Here is a 17,615-nt window from a genome sequence, read left to right as displayed (position 1 = left end):
ATATGTAAACAGAATTATAATGGATTATGGAGGTGAAAAACAATATGAGAACAAATAGAATTTCAGATATAGAAGAGTATATTATACAACATAAAAATGTTTCTCTTGATAAACTTTGTGAGGTTTTTGAAGTATCTAAAAATACAATTAGAAGAGATATCAACGAATTAACAAATAAAGGTACTATTAAAAAAGTATATGGTGGTGTTGCTCTTAATGAAGCTCCAACATTAATCCCTTTTAACGAAAGAAGTATTAAAAATATTACCTCTAAATCTAAAATAGGAGAGCAATGTGCTAATTACATAAACGATGGAGATGTTATTTTTATGGATTCTGGTACTACTACTCTTTCTGTTATTGATTATTTAAAAGATAAGCAAAACATAACAATAATAACAAATAATTTAGAAATAGTAGTAAAGTCATTAGATTATTCTAACTTAAATATAATATGTCTTCCTGGGAATTTAATTAGAAAAACAAATTCCCTTGTAAGTGTAGATACAACAACTATTTTAAGGAAATATAATATAACTAAGTCCTTCATGGCTTCTACTGGTATCTCTATAGAATGCGGTATTACAAATTCTCATCCTTTAGAGTCAGAGATTAAAAAACTAGCTATGGAAAAGAGTCTATCTACATACTTATTAGTAGACTCATCTAAGTTTGACCACTCTTCCTTAGTTACTTATGGGAAATTGGAAGATATTGATTATTTAATTACAGATAAAAATCCACCTAAGAAATATGCAAACTTTTGCTACTCAAATGATATATCATTAGTTATATGTGATGAGTAAAATAACTAATTGCATACAGTTAATAAGATTATTAGCTATATCCTATAACCAAAATTAAAAGGTGTAATACATAAATATGTATTACACCTTTTTTGAAATTTCTACTCTTACATAGTACCGTCCCATGTAGATACTTTAGTATTTTTCATTTCTTGTTCATCAAACCATCTAGTTGTTACACATTTGCTTTCTGTAAAGAATCTAACTGCATCTTTTCCTAAACAGTGTAAATCACCAAAGAATGAATCTTTATGTCCAGAGAATGGAAATACTCCAACAGGAACAGGTATACCAACGTTTACCCCTACCATTCCTCCATGAGTTCTCTTTGAAAATTCTCTTGCATAGTATCCACTTTGAGTATATATTATAGATCCATTTGCAAATGGATTATTATTCATTAATTCTAAACCATGTTCAAAACTCTTAACTCTTTTTATACAAAGTACTGGTCCAAATATTTCATTACTTCCCACAGACATATCTTCTGTTACATTATCAAATATAGTTGGTCCTATGTAGAATCCATTTTCAAAACCTTCTACCTTAACATCTCTTCCATCTAATATTAAATCTGCACCTTCTTCTATACCTTTTTCTATCCAGTTTAATACATTCGCCTTATGTTTTGCATCAACAACTGGACCTAAGGTACTGTCTTTATGATAAGCTGGTCCTACTTTTATATCCTTAGCAAGTCTTACTATAGCTTCTACTAATTCATCTGCTACTTCTTCTTCGACAGCAACTACTGGAAGTGCCATACATCTCTCCCCTGCACAACCAAATGCAGCATTTATAATACCTGCAGCAGATCTTTCTATGGCTGCATCTTTAAGTACTAGTGCATGGTTTTTAGCTTGGCATAAAGCTTGAACTCTTTTTCCATGAGCTGCAGCAGTTGAGTATATATGCTTCCCAACGTTAGTAGTTCCTACAAAAGTTATCCCTTTTACATCTTTGTGAGTTAAGAATATTTCTGCTTCATTTCTTGTACAAGTAACTACATTTATAACACCATCTGGTACTCCAGCTTCTTTGTATAATTCAACCATTCTAAGAGCTGTTCTAGGTGTAGAACTTGAAACCTTAAGTACTATTGTATTACCGGCTGCTATACAAGATGGTGCCATCCATCCCATAGGTATCATAGCTGGGAAGTTAAAAGGAACTATACCTGCAAATACACCTATTGATTCTCTATACAAAACTGTATCAACACCATTAGATATATTCATTAATGAGTCACCCATCATTTGAGTAGGAATTTGACAAGCAAGTTCAGTACCTTCTTTTGCTTTTAATACATCACCTTTTGCCTCATCTAAAACTTTACCATGTTCTCTAGCAACTAATTCAGTTAATTCATCTAAATTTTCTTCTATTAATTGGCGAACCTTGTATAATACTTGTGAACGCTTCATAACTGGTGTAGATGACCAAACTGGGAAAGCAGCTTTTGCAGCTTGTATAGCTTCTTCTACTTCTAATTCTGTACAACATGGTACTAATCCCTCAACCTTTCCCGTACTCGGGTCATATACTTCTGTATACTTTTCCGTACTAGATTCTTTATATTCTCCATTTACATAGTACATAAACTTTCTTATCTTTACATCTTCCTTTTCCATCAAACTTCCCCCCTATTATATTTTCACAAACAAAATAACGTGTTATATATTTATGATATATTGGTTATATTTTGATTATATTGTATTACATCCTGGTAATATTTTCAATATATTACTTCACTTAAAATTAGTTTATTTTTTAACAATATTTATTTGCATAAAAATAAATCCCAGTCTCAAAAGAGCTCGGGATTTTATTTTATAATTTAAAAATCATGCTATTTTTATCATCTTCTTAATTACCTATTTTTCTAAACTTATTATATCTATTTTTTAACAAATATTCATAGTTCAAATTTTTCAATTTTTCTAAATCTGTTTGTATATACTTTTTTATATTATCAACAGCTTGAACTGGATTTGTATGAGCTCCGTTCTCTGGTTCCATTATAATATCATCTATTATCCCAAAATCCTTTAAATCTTGAGAAGTTATCTTCATTGCTGAAGCTGCCTTTTTAGCTTTACTCATATCTTTCCATAGTATAGATGCAAATCCTTCTGGAGATAAAATTGAATAAATGGAATTTTCCATCATGTATATTTTATCTCCTAATGCAAGGGCCAAAGCGCCTCCACTACCACCTTCTCCTATTATTATTGATATTATCGGAGTCTTCAATCTGCTCATTTCTAATAAGTTTTGAGCAATAGCATGACCTTGACCTCTCTCTTCCGCTCCTATACCACAAAAAGCACCTGGAGTATCAACAAAACAAATAACAGGTCTTTTAAACTTTTCTGCTTGCTTCATTAACCTCAATGCTTTTTTGTAACCTTCTGGATGAACCATTCCAAAGTTCATATCTATATTTTCTTTTGTATTTTTACCTTTATTTATACCAATAATTGTAACATTTATATTATTTATACTACCAATTCCACCAATTATAGCTCTATCATCTCTAAAAGATCTATCACCATGGAGTTCAATAAAATCATCAAATATATTTTCTATATAAAACTTAGCATTCGGTCTATCTTTGTGTCTTGCTAGATTTACCTTATCCCATATTATATCTTCATTATTTTGCATTTTCACTCACCCCATGTAATCTTAAAACTTTATTTAAGTAGTTTTTTAAATCTCTTCTTTTTACAATAGAATCTATAAATCCCTTTTCCAATGCAAATTCTGCACTTTGGAAATCCTCTGGTAACTTCTCATTTATTGTATTTTCTATTACTCTTCTTCCTGCAAATCCAATAACTGCATTTGGCTCACTTATGATTATATCTCCTTCCATGGCAAAACTAGCTGTAATCCCTCCTGTTGTTGGATGAGTTATGACACTAATATATAGTAGTCCTGCATTGTCATGTCTAGATATGGCAAGAGAAGTTTTAGCCATTTGCATAAGAGAGAAAATTCCTTCTTGCATTCTAGCTCCTCCTGATGCTGTAAAAATAATAAGAGGAAGTTTATTTTCTGTGGCATACTCCACAATTCGTGTTATCTTTTCCCCAACAGCACATCCCATACTTCCCATCATAAAATTACTATCCATAATTGCAGTTGCCACTTTTAGAGATTTTATTTCTCCAGTTCCAGCTATGACAGCTTCTTCTAAACCTGACTTTACTTGGTTTAATTCTAATTTATCTTCATATCCTTCAAAATTTAGTGGATTCCCTGTTTTTACATCATCAAACATCTCCACAAAGCTATTTTCATCAAATATTTGCTCTATTCTTTTTTTAGCTGAAATATTAAAATGATGTCCACAACCTATACAAACTTTATGATTTCTTTCCAAGTCTTCTTTATAAAGTATGTTCTTACACTTTGGGCAATTAATCCATTTTCCATTAGGTATATTAGGAAGATGTGAATCATCATTTAGAGTTCTAGAACTTACCATTACATATTCTCTTTTTCTAAATAAATTTTTAAGCATTATTATTCACCAACTTATTCTCTATAAAAGAAGTATTATAATTTCCATTTATAAAATCCTCATGTTCAAGTATTTCATATTGAAAATCTATATTTGTTGTAACTCCACCTATAGCAAATTCATCTAAAGCTCTTTTCATTTTTATTATGGCATTTTCTCTGTCATCTCCAAATGTAATTAGCTTGCCTATCATTGAGTCATAATATGGTGGAATTTCATAACCACAATAAATAGCACTGTCTACTCTAACTCCCAATCCTGATGGAGTATATAATTCTGTCACTACTCCTGGACATGGTCTAAAATTATTCTTCGGATCTTCTGCATTTATTCTACACTCTATAGCATGACCAGATATTTTTATATCTTCTTGATTAATTTCCATTTCCATATTTGAAGCTATTTTTAGCTGTTCTTTTACTATATCTATATTAGTAACCATTTCTGTAATGGGATGTTCAACTTGAATTCTTGTATTCATTTCCATAAAATAAAACTCTCCATTGTTATCCACTAAGAATTCTATTGTTCCTGCGTTTTTATAATCAACAGCCTCTGCTGCTTTAACTGCAACTTTTCCCATCTTTTCTCTTAAATTATCATTTAAAAAAACAGATGGAGCTTCTTCTAAAACCTTTTGGTTATTTCTTTGCAGTGAACATTCTCTTTCACCTAGATGAACTACTTTACCATGTTCATCAGCTAAGATTTGAAATTCTATATGTCTTGGATTTTCTATAAATTTTTCAATATAAACCTTATCTTCACCAAAACAAGCTTTTGCTTCAAGTTTGGCAGCTTCAAAATTATGTTTAAATTCATTAATGTCTCTTACTATTCTTATTCCTTTACCACCACCACCGGCAGCGGCTTTTATCATTAGTGGAAATCCTATATCCTTAGCTAAATCAAGAGCATGATCATAGGAAAGTATTTCTCCTTCATATCCTGGTACTACAGGAACATTTGCTTTTTTCATTATTTCTCTAGCTCTTGCTTTATCTCCCATTAGCTCAATAGTTTCATAATCTGGACCAATAAATTTTATATTGCATTCTTTACACATTTTTGCGAACTTTGGATTTTCCGATAAAAATCCAAAACCGGGATGTATACCTTCACACCCCGTCAAAACACATGCACTCAAAATATTTGCCATATTTAAATAACTATCTTTACTAAGGGGACCTCCCACACAAACAGCTTCATCTGCCATTTGTGTGTGAAGAGCATCTTTATCCTTCTCAGAATAAATTGCCACAGTACTTATATTAAGCTCTCTACAAGCTCTAATTATTCTTACCGCAATTTCTCCTCTATTAGCTATAAGAATTTTCTTTAACATAATATCACCTACCCAATAGCAAACATTATTTCGCCTTCACAAACTAAACTTCCATCTACAGTAGCTTTACCTTTTCCAATGCCAATACTTCCTCTTAGTTTTACTATCTCTATTTCTAGCTCAAGCTTATCTCCAGGTGTTACTTGCTTTTTCCATCTTACTTTATCTGCTCCAACTAAAAATCCTATTTTTCCTTTAAAGTCTTCCATGGAAAGTATACATATTGCTCCCATCTGAGCCAATGCTTCTAATATTAATACTCCTGGCATCACAGGATAATCAGGAAAATGTCCATTGAAAAAATTTTCATTTATAGTTACATTTTTATAACCTTTTGCACTTTCTCCTTCTACTACTTCTTCTACTCTATCTATCATTAAAAATGGATATCTATGAGGTAAAATATCTCTTATCTCCTTAACAGTTAACATTTATACTCTCCTTACTTTAAATAATGGCTCTCCGTATTGAACCATTTTTCCATTTTCACCTAATACACTTACTATTTCACAATCAAATTCTGCACTAATTTCATTCATAAGTTTCATGGCTTCAACAATACAAACTACTTGGCCTTTGTTTATTTTTTGACCTATGCTTACAAATGGCTCATCTTCTGGAGACATGGCTTCATAAAACGTACCTACTATGGGTGAAACTATTGCTTCTACATCTGCATCATCATTATTTTGTGAAGGGTAATTTTCTTCAATATTTTCTTTAACTTCTGTTTTTATATCAACATCATTACTTAAATCAGTAATAGCTAACTTATTTAAATTATTATCAAATAAATCATTACTATTAGATATATAATTCCTTGTAATTGATTTATCCATTTTTATAAACTCTTTATCATCTCTCATTTCAAAATAAGATAAGTCGGAGTTATTAATAAGTTCAATAAGTTCTTTTACTTCATCAAATCTCATATTTTCCTCCTATTTTAGTCCCATTTTTTAAATAATAACGAAGCATTGTGACCACCAAACCCTAACGAATTACTTAAAGCATATCTAAGTTCTTTTTCTCTTCCCACATTAGGAACATAGTCTAAGTCAAGTTCTTCTTCACTTTCACTATAACCTATAGTTGGATGTATAAACCCTTCTTGTAAAGATTTTATACAAGCTATAGATTCTATTGCTCCAGCTGCTCCTAATAAATGACCTGTCATCGATTTAGTTGAAGAAATAGGAATATTTTTTGCATCTTCTTTGAATACTTTTTTAATCGCTCTTGTTTCAAATAAATCATTATATGGTGTTGATGTACCATGAGCATTTATATAAGAAACTTCACTTGTATTTATCCCTGCTTCGTCAATTGCATCTTTCATTGCTTTTGATGCACTTATACCTTCTGGATCTGGAGAAGTTATATGGTATGCATCACAAGTTGATCCATATCCTACTATTTCACATAGTATATTTGCTCCTCTTTCTAGGGCATGCTCTAAACTTTCCATAACTAATATACCTGCACCTTCCCCCATAACAAATCCACTTCTATCTTTATCAAATGGTATAGATGCTTTCTCAGGTGTGTTTTTAGAATTTAAAGCTTTCATATTACTAAATCCAGCTATAGCTATTGGAGTAATAGATGCTTCACACCCCCCACTTATCATCACGTCTGCATATCCATGTTTTATATGTCTAAATGCATCTCCTATGTTATTAGTTCCTGTGGCACAAGCTGTTACAGCTGATGTACAAGTTCCCCTTGCTCCATACTTTATAGCAATATTGGCAGCTCCTGCATTAATAATAGTCATTGGAATATACATTGGAGATATTCTTTTTGGTCCTTTTTTATGTAAATTTCCAAATTCATTTTCGTGAGTATGAAAACCTCCTATGCCCGAACCTACCATTACACCAACTCTATTTTTATCTATTTCATCCATATTAAGACCTGATTGTTTTATTGCCTCTTCACTTGCTATAAGTGCATATTGTGTAAATTTATCAAGTCTTCTACATTCTTTTTTATCTAAATAATCTTCTATTTTTAAGTCTTTAACTTCTCCAGCTATTTTCACATCTAGATTTTCAACCTCAATTGACTTAATAAAGTCGATTCCTAATTTTCCATTTTTAGCATTAGTCCAAAATTCTTCAACACTATTTCCTATAGGGGTAATAGCACCTACACCTGTTATAACTACTCTTCTACTCATAAAAACCTCCTACATTGCCATTCCGCCATCAACATGGATGACTTGACCTGTTATATAATTAGATTGCTCACTAGCTAAAAACAATGCTAAATTAGCAATATCATCTGCCTGACCTAACCTTTTAAGAGGCACTTGAGACATTATATTTTTCTTTTGATCTTCACTAAGAACTTTTGTCATATCAGTATCTATAAATCCTGGAGCAATGGCATTTACATTAATGTTTTTGCCTCCGATTTCACGTGCTAAAGACTTTGTCATACCGATAAGGCCTGCTTTTGATGCGCAGTAATTTACCTGCCCTGCATTACCTATAACACCTACTACAGAAGACATATTTATTATTTTACCTTCTTTTTGCCTTATCATTATTGGAGTTACTGCCTTTAAGCAATTAAATGCTCCTTTTAAATTAACATCTATAACACTATCAAAATCTTCTTCTTTCATTCTCATTATTAAATTATCTTTTGTTATACCAGCATTGTTAACTAATATATCTACTCTTCCAAAAACTTCTTTAGCTTCTTTTATTAATCTTTCAGCTTCTTCAAAATTACTTACATTCGCTTTGATAATCAAAGTATTAGATCCTAACTTATCTAATTCTTCCTTTAACTGAAGAGCTTCTGTTTCACTATTTCTATAATTAAGCACTATATTAGCACCTTCCTTGGCATATTTTAAAGCAATTTCTCTACCTATACCTCTAGAAGCACCTGTAATTACTGCACATTTTCCTTGTAACATTAATTTTCCTCCCGTTATTCAAAGCTTAAGCATTAATTTTTTCAAGTTTTAAACTTTCAACTGTTTCTCCTAAAGACTTTAAATCTTCCACATTATAGATTTTTACATCTTTATCTATTTTCTTTACAAATCCAGTTAAAGTTTTACCTGGACCTACCTCTACAAAAGTATTAACACCTTTGTCAATCATATCTCTTATACTCTTTTCAAAAAGTACTGATGACATTATTTGTTGTCTTAATAACTCCTTCACATCATCACTTTCTTCATAAGAACTTCCTTTTACATTAGAGTAAACGGTCTTTTCAAATTTGTTTATATTTACTTCTTTTAATTCTTCATAAAATTTATAACTAGCTTTTTCATAAATTGAACTATGGAAAGGTCCACTTACTTTTAAAGGAACTACTATTCCTTTTAGTTCTTTTGCTATTTTCATACTTGCTTTTATCGCCTTATGATCTCCTGATATTACAACTTGCCCAGGACAGTTATAGTTTGCACCTTCCACAAGACCAAACTCACTAGCTCTTTTTATAAGCTCTTCAACTTTTTCATTATCAAGCTTTAATACAGCTGCCATAGTTCCTTCTTCTGAACTTACTTCTGAATCCATAATCTGTGCTCTTTTCTTTATAAGCTTCATTCCATCTTCAAAAGAAAGCATTCCTCCATATACTAAGGCTCCATATTCTCCTAAAGATAATCCTAACGCATAACTAGCTTCAATTCCTTCTTCTTCTAAAGCTTTTACACAAGCTAAAGATGTTAGCATTATTGCTGGCTGACTATTTTTAGTCCTTGTTAATTCTTCAATAGAACCATTAAAAATTAAATTCTTTATAGGCATATTTAGGATTTCTTCACCTCTATCAAATATATCTTTGCAACTATCTATATTGTCATATAAGTCTTTTCCCATGTTTATATATTGTGATCCTTGACCTGGAAAAAGAAATGCTATTTTATTACTCATTGCAAACCCTCCCAAGTACTAAATCTAATTCACTCATTAATTCATTTATAATTTCTTCACAACTTTGTTTCTTGCTAACAAGACCAGCTATCTGACCTGCCATAACACTGCCGTTATTAATATCTCCATCTACTACAGCTCTTCTTAAGGCTCCTTTTCCTAAAGCTTCTATCTCCACAGGATCAGCATTAGTTTTTTCTAGCTTAATATATTCTCTAGTAAGTTTATTTCTCAAAACTCTAACTGGATGAGATGTGCTTGTTCCAGTAACTTCAGTGTCTATATCTTTTGCATTTAAAACTCTATCTTTATAATTTTCATGTACCTTACATTCATCAGATACTAAAAATCTAGTTCCCATTTGAACTCCACAAGCTCCAAGCATAAGTGATGCTGCCATACCCCTTCCATCACCTATTCCTCCTGCTGCTATTACAGGGATATCCACTGCATCCACAACTTGAGGTACTAAACTCATAGTTGTCAATTGACCAATATGACCTCCTGCTTCCATCCCTTCTACTATAACTGCATCTGCACCGAATTTTTCCATCCTTTTTGCAATTGCTACAGAAGGGACAACAGGTATTACTTTCACATTATGTTTTTTCCAATCTTCAATATATTTACCTGGACTTCCTGCACCAGTAGTTACTACAGCAATTTGCTCATCACATACTAGTTTGGCAATTTCATCAATGTTATCTCTCATAAGCATTATGTTAATTCCAAAGGGCTTTTTAGTAAGTGACTTAGTTTTTTTGATTTCAGCTCTAACATCGTCTGTACTTCCTACTCCACTTATAATTCCTAAGCCTCCTGCCTCACTAACTGCCGCTGCTAAATTAGCATCAGAAATCCAAGCCATACCTCCTTGAATTATTGGATATTCTATATTAAGTAATTCTGTTATCCTTGAAGTTTTCATATTTCCTCCTGCAACCACATCTTATTATTGTACTTTTTCTTTTGTCTTTTCTTCTATGTAGTCAACTACGTCTTTTATAGTTTTCATATTTTCTGGTGATTCAACTTCTATTCCAAACTCTTCTTCTATTTCTATTATTAATTGAAATGTATCTAGTGAATCTATTCCTAAAGATTGAAAAGTACTGTCTAGTTTTATTTCATCTCTTTCTATTGATAAGTTTTCTTCCATTATTCCTTGTAATTTTTCAAATATCATTTTTAAATCCTCCATAAATTTTCTTAGTTTTAATTTTTATTATTTTTGTAATCTTAATTTTCTTTACTATTCCAGTTATCTTAGTTAATTCTCTAATCTTAGTTAATCTTGTTAATTTTAAATTTCCTTAATTCTTATTTATTTTCAAATTAAATAGCCCAATTTATTAAAGTTGCCCCATATGTAAGGCCTGCACCAAATCCGACTAATATAATTTTACTATCTTTTTTTAGTAATCCTTTTTCATCCATATCACTCAATGCAATTGGTATGGATGCACCAGAAGTATTTCCATACTCGTCCATATTAATATAAAATTTATCCATATCCACTTTTAGTTTTTTAGCAGCATACTGAATAATTCTTACATTTGCTTGATGTGGAATTATATAATCAATATCATTTATATTTAAATTATTTTCTTTAAGTATTTTGTTAATTGAACTTACTATGACAGAGGTAGCAAATTTAAATACTTCACCACCATCCATCTTTAATTTAGAATGTCTAATTGTTTTATTCTCCACAAATGGGCTGTCTACATCATTACCTTCAATTGTTATACATTTATATTTGCTTCCTTCTGATTTACAAAAAGAACTCATAAGTCCCAAGTCATCACTTTTTGACAGAATAGCAGCTCCTGCACCATCACCAAACAACACACATGTACCTCTATCTTCCCAATCAAGTGATTTTGAAAGATTTTCAGCACCTATAACTAGTGCATGTTTGTAATTATTTGATTTCATGAGGGCTTTTGCTACATCTAATCCATATATAAATCCAGAACATGCAGCACTTATATCAAAGGCAAGGGCATTATCTGCACCTATGATGCTTTGAACTATGCATGCCGTAGATGGAGTAAACATATCTGGAGTACAAGTCGCTACTACTATCAAATCCACATCTAATGGGCTTACATTTGCATTTTCCAAAGCTTTTTCACCAGCTTTTGCTGCCATATAAGATGTATCTTCACCTCTAGAAATATATCTACTTTTTATGCCAGTTCGTGAATAAATCCATTCGTCACTAGTATCAATGATTTCACTCAACTGATCATTAGTAACTAAGTGGGAAGGTGTATATTTTCCTAAACCTTCTATAATTACCTCTTTCATAGATTTCTCCTTCTTTTTATATTTGATTTAAAAATATTTTGATTATCAAAATATAATATTCAAAACAACCTAAAATTATTAATAAATTTATAATCTAGTTTTGTTTTGATATTCAAACTATATTACATTCAAATCAATAAGTCAACCTCTTTTATGTAAATTTTTTTCTTGTAAATAATTTTTAATTATCTTTTATTATAGTCATAGCATTGGCAATAGCATAATCTTTTCCATGAGATATTGATACTTTTATTTCTAAAACATTATAACTTTCACATATTTTTTCTAAATTATTATGTGTTTTTACTATGGGTTTTCCCAATTTATCTCTTAGTATTTCTATATCTTTAAAGTCATAACCTCTTATCCCTAATCCCAAAGATTTACTGATGGCTTCTTTGGCTACAAAGTTTCCAGCGATTGTTTGTGGTGCATATCCTTTTGATCTAAATAATTCTATTTCTTTATCAGTAAATAATTTTTTTAGAAAATTGCCATTACTATCTAAAGCATTTTTTATTCTTCCAATTTCTACAATATCTATTCCTATATCTAAAATATTCATAATTTCCTCCATTAATTAAGTATTTTTATTATCATCTTATTATTTATACATTTTAACACTATTCTTATATAAATTTTATGATAATTTTCCAATAGTAAATATAGTGCTTTAAGCTAGTATTCTGTCTCAGTAAGTAAAAAAAGACATTGATTATTAACAATGTCTTCTTACTTATTATTTAATTCTTGATTTTATGTAGTCTATATCTTCAATTAGTATATTCACCTTTTTTCTGTAATCTTTATTATACTCTAATACTAAATCTGCTTTATTCGTGTATTTATTGTAAATTTCAAGAAACTCGTCTATATTAAAACTTCCATAAAATATAGAATCATGACTGTCCTTTTTGCCGTCATTATTATGTAAATGATAAGATATTATTTTGTTTTTCAACTCTTTTATAACATATTCTAAATTCCATCCATTTGCAAATGCATGCCCAATATCTATTAATACATCCTGATTACTCTCTTTACAAATTTGAATAAACTCTTCCTGATCAAATAATATATTCTGCCTAGATATTACACCTGCATTTTCTATCACTATTTTAGCATTATAGTCTTTTGCTAATTTATTTAATTCTTCTAAGTTTATTTTAGAGTTCTTAATCATTACTTTTTTATCGTGTATTTTACAATTATTGTGATGATATACTATGTAAGAACTATCTAACTTTTGGGATAATTTTAGTGTGTCTATAAAATATTTTTTTGATATATTATATGAATCAGAACCTATTTCTGAAGAATGCTCTGTTTTGTAATATGGACCATGCATTGAAATTTTATATTTATTCAATCTTTCCATATTCTTATTAACAACCTCCATAAATTCTGGATTATGAAACTCTACAAATAGTTCTATTCCTACATTTTCATGTGGAATATGTTCAAGTATATTAAATACTTCTTCTAGCTGATTCACTTTAAACATATTTGTACTTATATAAATATTCATACTTATTTCTCCTCCGGATATCCAATAGACATAGTAGTTTCTCTATTAAATAAGTGAATTTTTCTAAAATTAGGCTTAAAGTATATTTCATCACCTTTTTTAAATGTATCTTCATCAACTAATGCAATTACTTCATTGCCTTCAATTTCAAAATATACCCCTATTTTATTTCCATAATCTTCAATATATTTAACAATACCTTTGAATGAATTCGCTATTTTTACGATAGATAATTCCACGTGCTCTGGTCTGACTCCAAAAGACAATTTACTTGCTCCATTAGACTCTATAAGTTTAATCCATTCATTTGATAAGTTTATTACTTGGTTATTTATATTAATCGCTCCACTTTTATAATCAACATCAAATATATTCATTGACGGAGAACCTATAAACTTTGCAGTGAATATATTTCTTGGTTTATTATATACATTTTGTGGTGTATCAAGCATTTGTAAGTCACCTTTGTTCATTAATGCTACTCTATCTCCTATAGTCATTGCTTCCACTTGATCATGAGTTACGTATATAAAAGTTTGATTGTAGGCTTCATGAATTTTTACTAATTCTTTTCTAGCATGACCTCTTAATTGAGCATCAAGATTTGACAAGGGCTCATCTAGTAAGAAGAAATCTCCTCTTTTTACCACAGCTCTTGCAAGAGCAACTCTTTGACGCTGACCACCAGATAAGTCCTTAGGCTTACGATCTTCTAACCCTTCTAGCCTTAACATTTTAACTGCTGCGTTTAATCTTTCATCAATATCATCTTCAGGTATTTTATGAGCTTTAAGTCCATAAATTATATTTTCTTTGACTGTCATATGCGGAAATAACGCATAATTCTGGAATACCATAGCTATATTTCTATCACCACTTTTTACTTCATTTACACATTTTCCGTCCATATATATGTTTCCTGATGTTGGTTTTTCTAAACCAGCTATCATTCTTAAAGTAGTAGATTTTCCACAACCAGATGGACCTAGTATGATTAATCTTTCTCCTTCTTTTATAGTTAAATTTAAATTTTTAACAACATGTGTTTTCCCATAACTTTTGCATATATTTTCAAATACAATTTCTTTCATAATTTTCTCCTATCCTTTTATCCCCGATGATGTAAAAGTATCTATAATATGTTTTTGGAATATTATATATAATATTAAAGGTATTATCATTGTTATGACTGATACTGCCATTGCGATAGTAAAGTCTGTCCCACCTTCTGCACTTATGAATAATTGCAATGCTAAAGGCAATGTAAAGTTTTCCTTTGTCTTTAATATTAATACTGGCCAAACATACTCATTCCAAGAGTTTATAAAGAACATTATTCCTGTTGAAATTATTGAAGGTTTAACCATTGGAACAATTATATCTCTCATCCTCTTAAAATGATTTATATTTTCTAATTCCGTAACTTCGATAAGTGATTTTGGTATAGTTCTCATGGATTGCCTAAGCAAAAATATTCCTGTTGCATCACTTAACTGAGGTAAAATAACTCCCCACAAACTGTCCCTCAACCCTAGTTGAGATATAGTTAAATAATTTGGTATCATAGTTACCGTAAAAGGTATAAATATCGTACTTATCATTATAAAGTACAGTATATTTTTATATTTAAAATCAAAGTATACAAATGCATATGCTGCTAAAACAGATGTTGTAACTTTAAATAATGTAACCATTGTTGCTATAAAAAAGGTATTACCTGTTATATTTACAAAAGGAAGTCTTTTAAACACTTCTATATAGTTATTTAATGTTGGTTCGTTAGGTATAATTCCTAACACATTATTGTAGGCTTCACCTAAACTTTTAAATGAGCTTGATATGGCAAATATAATTGGAAAAAGAGAGATTATCACAAATATACCTAAAAGTATGTGCCATTTAAATTCTGAATTTAACTTAGTTTTCATAATATACTCCTTTTTCTACATATTTAAATTCTAATATTAATAATACTACGAATAATGCCATTGTTATTATGGCAAATGCTGATGCTGTTCCTGTTTTATATAATACAAAAGCTTCTTGATAAACATTGTAAATAGCGTTGGAACTTGCATAGTTTGGACCACCTTGAGTAATAACTTTTATAGGTGTAAACACGTATTGCAACCCCTGAACTATTGTCATAATTAATACGTATATTCCTGTCGCACTACTCATGGGTATTATTATATCTATAAATATCTTATGCATAGGAATATTATCTAGCTTTGCAGCCTCTATAACCTCACTAGATACTCCCGATACTCCAGCAAGTACAACGATAAAATTGTAACCGAAGATTTTCCAGCTTGTTATTAAACTTAATATTACAACTACTAGTCCATCAGTTTTAGTCCATATGGGTAATGTTATTCCAAACCACTTTGCAATTGCCGCCGCTGGCCCTGAGATTGGATTAAGAATCCACAAATATAAAATAGAGCCAACAACCAAAGAAATTACACTTGGTAAGAATATAACGCTTTTATAAAACCCTTTTGCCTTTGTTATTACAACAGAAAGTATAAAAGATAATATGTATGGTGCTACAAAGTTAACCAAAAGTAATATTATTATATATAAAAATGTATTTCCCATAATTTTATAAGTTAATGGGTCATTAAATATTTCGATATAATTGCTTAATCCTACAAAAGTTTTTGTCGGTTTAACCATATTCCACGAAAAGAAACTTAAGTATACAGTTCTAATTAATGGCCAAAACATGAATAATGCAAAAGCTAGAATTGATGGTAGGATAAGTAAGTGTGGAGTTAATTTTTCTTTAATTTTACTCATTTAATGTCTCCTTATTTAAATCTTTATAATAAAAGGTAGAAACTATTTTTCTACCTTTTATAGAAATAATCTTTATTGTTTTTCTAATAATTTGTTTATTTTATTTTGTGCTTCTGTTAAACCATCTTTAGTTGAAACTCTTCCACCTAAAATTTGATCTCTTGTATCTAATAATATTTGTTCTGCTTCAAGGCCTGCATCTCCCGGGAAAGAAGTCCAGGATACTACGTCTTCCATTTGGCTTGTAGCAGCTTCCATCATTTCATTTTCTTCTAAGAAAGATTTTAGTCCGTTTTCAGCTTCTGCAACATCTTTTCTTGGAGGTACATATCCCGTTCCTATAGTCCACTCTGCCATAGATTCTACACTATATAAGTACTTTTGGAATTCCCATGCAGCTTTTTGCTCTTCTTCATCTTGAGCTGTAATCGCTAAAAAGCATCCACCTGCTGGTAATCTTACATCTTCACCTTCCCAAGCTGGCGAATTAACTGCTGAAACATCAAACTCAGCACCTTCTTGTATACTCGCTCTTCTTGCAATTGTAGTATATAACATACCTACTTCACCATTTATAAATGATTGAACACCCTCATCCCATGATATATGTAATGCTTCTTCATTTTTTACCATGTTAGCATAGGCCTCATAAGCCTCTATTCCTTTATTTGACGCAAAAGTTGCTTTGCCATCAGTTATCATTCTAGCTCCATTACTTTCTAATAAAGCTTGAGTTGCCCAGTTATCAGCTGGTTCTTGTATATAAACACCATATTTATCATTTTTCTCTTTTATTGTTTTAGCAAATTCTTGTACTTGTTCCCAAGTTTTTGGACCATTCTCATCTAATCCACACTCTTTCAACATATCTTTATTTATGTATAATACAGGCGTACTCAAAGAATAAGGTATACCAACTTGACTCCCTTCACTATTTTTAGCAAGATCTAATATATTTGGTAGGAAGTTATCCTCTAAGAATGTTTTATCTTCTGGAAAGTGTTTATCTATTATATCTTGAGGCTCTACATAATCAAAGTTATTTGAAAAGTAATCTAAGAATGACCATCCAACTTGTACTAAGGCTGGAGTAGACCCTGTAGCTGCTTCAGCTTGGAAATTTTGTAATAATCCTTTGTACATGTCAGGGTTATATTTAGCAACTACTTCCACGGTATCACTTTGACTATTGAACTCTTCAACTAATTTATCTACACTTTTTCCACCTTGAGTTTCAGCATTAACATGCCAGTACTCTATTTTTACCTTTTTATCAGATGATTGAGCACTACTTACCCCATTACTACATCCAACAGCAAGTAAAGATACTGCACTAATTAAAGAAAATATTTTAACTAATTTTTTATGCATTTTTCTCTCTCCT

The 17,615-nt window shown here is 30.6% G+C and carries 19 protein-coding genes; 1 reads left to right on the top strand and 18 read right to left on the bottom strand.

Annotated features, from left to right (window positions below; translation table 11 throughout):
* Positions 1-44: 44 nt before the first annotated feature.
* Positions 45-806, top strand: a complete 762-nt coding sequence (locus tag NSA58_RS01805; protein ID WP_074079946.1) for a DeoR/GlpR family DNA-binding transcription regulator — start codon at positions 45-47, stop codon at positions 804-806.
* Positions 807-913: 107 nt separating this feature from the next.
* On the opposite strand, the gene NSA58_RS01800 is transcribed toward NSA58_RS01805, so the two are convergent.
* From NSA58_RS01800 to NSA58_RS01715, 18 genes are all read right to left on the bottom strand, one after another.
* Positions 914-2,437: a CoA-acylating methylmalonate-semialdehyde dehydrogenase gene (locus NSA58_RS01800; protein WP_074079945.1), complete on the bottom strand. Its 1,524-nt coding sequence runs from the start codon at positions 2,435-2,437 to the stop codon at positions 914-916.
* A 235-nt stretch (positions 2,438-2,672) separates the two neighbouring features.
* Positions 2,673-3,473, bottom strand: a complete 801-nt coding sequence (locus tag NSA58_RS01795; RefSeq protein ID WP_074079944.1) for an acetyl-CoA carboxylase carboxyltransferase subunit alpha — start codon at positions 3,471-3,473, stop codon at positions 2,673-2,675.
* Positions 3,463-4,335 (bottom strand): acetyl-CoA carboxylase, carboxyltransferase subunit beta, encoded by an 873-nt coding sequence (gene accD, locus NSA58_RS01790; protein WP_074429608.1) that lies wholly within the window; start codon positions 4,333-4,335, stop codon positions 3,463-3,465. Before accD ends, NSA58_RS01795 begins: the two co-directional genes overlap by 11 nt.
* Positions 4,328-5,680 carry an acetyl-CoA carboxylase biotin carboxylase subunit gene (locus NSA58_RS01785; protein WP_074429607.1) on the bottom strand — a complete coding sequence of 451 codons (1,353 nt, stop codon included), beginning with the start codon at positions 5,678-5,680 and terminating at the stop codon, positions 4,328-4,330. Before NSA58_RS01785 ends, accD begins: the two co-directional genes overlap by 8 nt.
* Positions 5,681-5,688: 8 nt before the next feature.
* On the bottom strand, positions 5,689-6,111 hold the full coding sequence (gene fabZ, locus NSA58_RS01780) for a 3-hydroxyacyl-ACP dehydratase FabZ (RefSeq protein ID WP_074429606.1): 423 nt from the start codon (positions 6,109-6,111) through the stop codon (positions 5,689-5,691).
* Positions 6,112-6,612 carry an acetyl-CoA carboxylase biotin carboxyl carrier protein gene (gene accB, locus NSA58_RS01775; protein ID WP_074079940.1) on the bottom strand — a complete coding sequence of 167 codons (501 nt, stop codon included), beginning with the start codon at positions 6,610-6,612 and terminating at the stop codon, positions 6,112-6,114.
* A gap of 14 nt (positions 6,613-6,626) precedes the next feature.
* Complete coding sequence (gene fabF, locus NSA58_RS01770) at positions 6,627-7,862, bottom strand: beta-ketoacyl-ACP synthase II (protein ID WP_074079939.1); 1,236 nt, start codon at positions 7,860-7,862, stop codon at positions 6,627-6,629.
* A 9-nt stretch (positions 7,863-7,871) separates the two neighbouring features.
* Positions 7,872-8,612 (bottom strand): 3-oxoacyl-[acyl-carrier-protein] reductase, encoded by a 741-nt coding sequence (fabG, locus tag NSA58_RS01765; RefSeq protein ID WP_074079938.1) that lies wholly within the window; start codon positions 8,610-8,612, stop codon positions 7,872-7,874.
* A 25-nt stretch (positions 8,613-8,637) separates the two neighbouring features.
* On the bottom strand, positions 8,638-9,588 hold the full coding sequence (gene fabD, locus NSA58_RS01760; protein WP_074429605.1) for an ACP S-malonyltransferase: 951 nt from the start codon (positions 9,586-9,588) through the stop codon (positions 8,638-8,640).
* Positions 9,581-10,516 (bottom strand): enoyl-[acyl-carrier-protein] reductase FabK, encoded by a 936-nt coding sequence (gene fabK, locus NSA58_RS01755; protein ID WP_074079936.1) that lies wholly within the window; start codon positions 10,514-10,516, stop codon positions 9,581-9,583. The genes fabD and fabK overlap by 8 nt, the downstream gene beginning before the upstream one ends.
* 24 nt (positions 10,517-10,540) lie before the next feature.
* The gene (locus NSA58_RS01750; protein ID WP_039679560.1) at positions 10,541-10,774 is read right to left on the bottom strand and encodes an acyl carrier protein; all 234 of its coding nucleotides are present in this window, start codon (positions 10,772-10,774) and stop codon (positions 10,541-10,543) included.
* 149 nt (positions 10,775-10,923) lie between these two features.
* The gene (locus NSA58_RS01745) at positions 10,924-11,901 is read right to left on the bottom strand and encodes a beta-ketoacyl-ACP synthase III (RefSeq protein WP_074429604.1); all 978 of its coding nucleotides are present in this window, start codon (positions 11,899-11,901) and stop codon (positions 10,924-10,926) included.
* 181 nt (positions 11,902-12,082) lie between these two features.
* A complete protein-coding gene (gene acpS / locus NSA58_RS01740) occupies positions 12,083-12,466 on the bottom strand; it encodes a holo-ACP synthase (RefSeq protein ID WP_039679558.1) in 384 nt (127 codons plus the stop codon).
* Positions 12,467-12,640: 174 nt separating this feature from the next.
* Positions 12,641-13,429: a sugar phosphate isomerase/epimerase family protein gene (locus NSA58_RS01735; protein ID WP_039679557.1), complete on the bottom strand. Its 789-nt coding sequence runs from the start codon at positions 13,427-13,429 to the stop codon at positions 12,641-12,643.
* 2 nt (positions 13,430-13,431) lie between these two features.
* Complete coding sequence (locus tag NSA58_RS01730; protein ID WP_074429603.1) at positions 13,432-14,520, bottom strand: ABC transporter ATP-binding protein; 1,089 nt, start codon at positions 14,518-14,520, stop codon at positions 13,432-13,434.
* A 9-nt stretch (positions 14,521-14,529) separates the two neighbouring features.
* On the bottom strand, positions 14,530-15,357 hold the full coding sequence (locus NSA58_RS01725; RefSeq protein ID WP_039679555.1) for a carbohydrate ABC transporter permease: 828 nt from the start codon (positions 15,355-15,357) through the stop codon (positions 14,530-14,532).
* On the bottom strand, positions 15,347-16,231 hold the full coding sequence (locus tag NSA58_RS01720) for a carbohydrate ABC transporter permease (protein WP_039679554.1): 885 nt from the start codon (positions 16,229-16,231) through the stop codon (positions 15,347-15,349). The genes NSA58_RS01725 and NSA58_RS01720 overlap by 11 nt, the downstream gene beginning before the upstream one ends.
* A 72-nt stretch (positions 16,232-16,303) precedes the next feature.
* On the bottom strand, positions 16,304-17,602 hold the full coding sequence (locus tag NSA58_RS01715; RefSeq protein WP_074429602.1) for an ABC transporter substrate-binding protein: 1,299 nt from the start codon (positions 17,600-17,602) through the stop codon (positions 16,304-16,306).
* Positions 17,603-17,615: the final 13 nt, after the last annotated feature.

The sequence above is a fragment of the Terrisporobacter muris genome (assembly GCF_024621905.1).
Lineage (GTDB): Bacteria > Bacillota > Clostridia > Peptostreptococcales > Peptostreptococcaceae > Terrisporobacter > Terrisporobacter muris.
The sequence above is the reverse complement of the archived record's forward strand: the minus strand, read 5'-3'. Positions and strand labels throughout refer to the sequence as shown.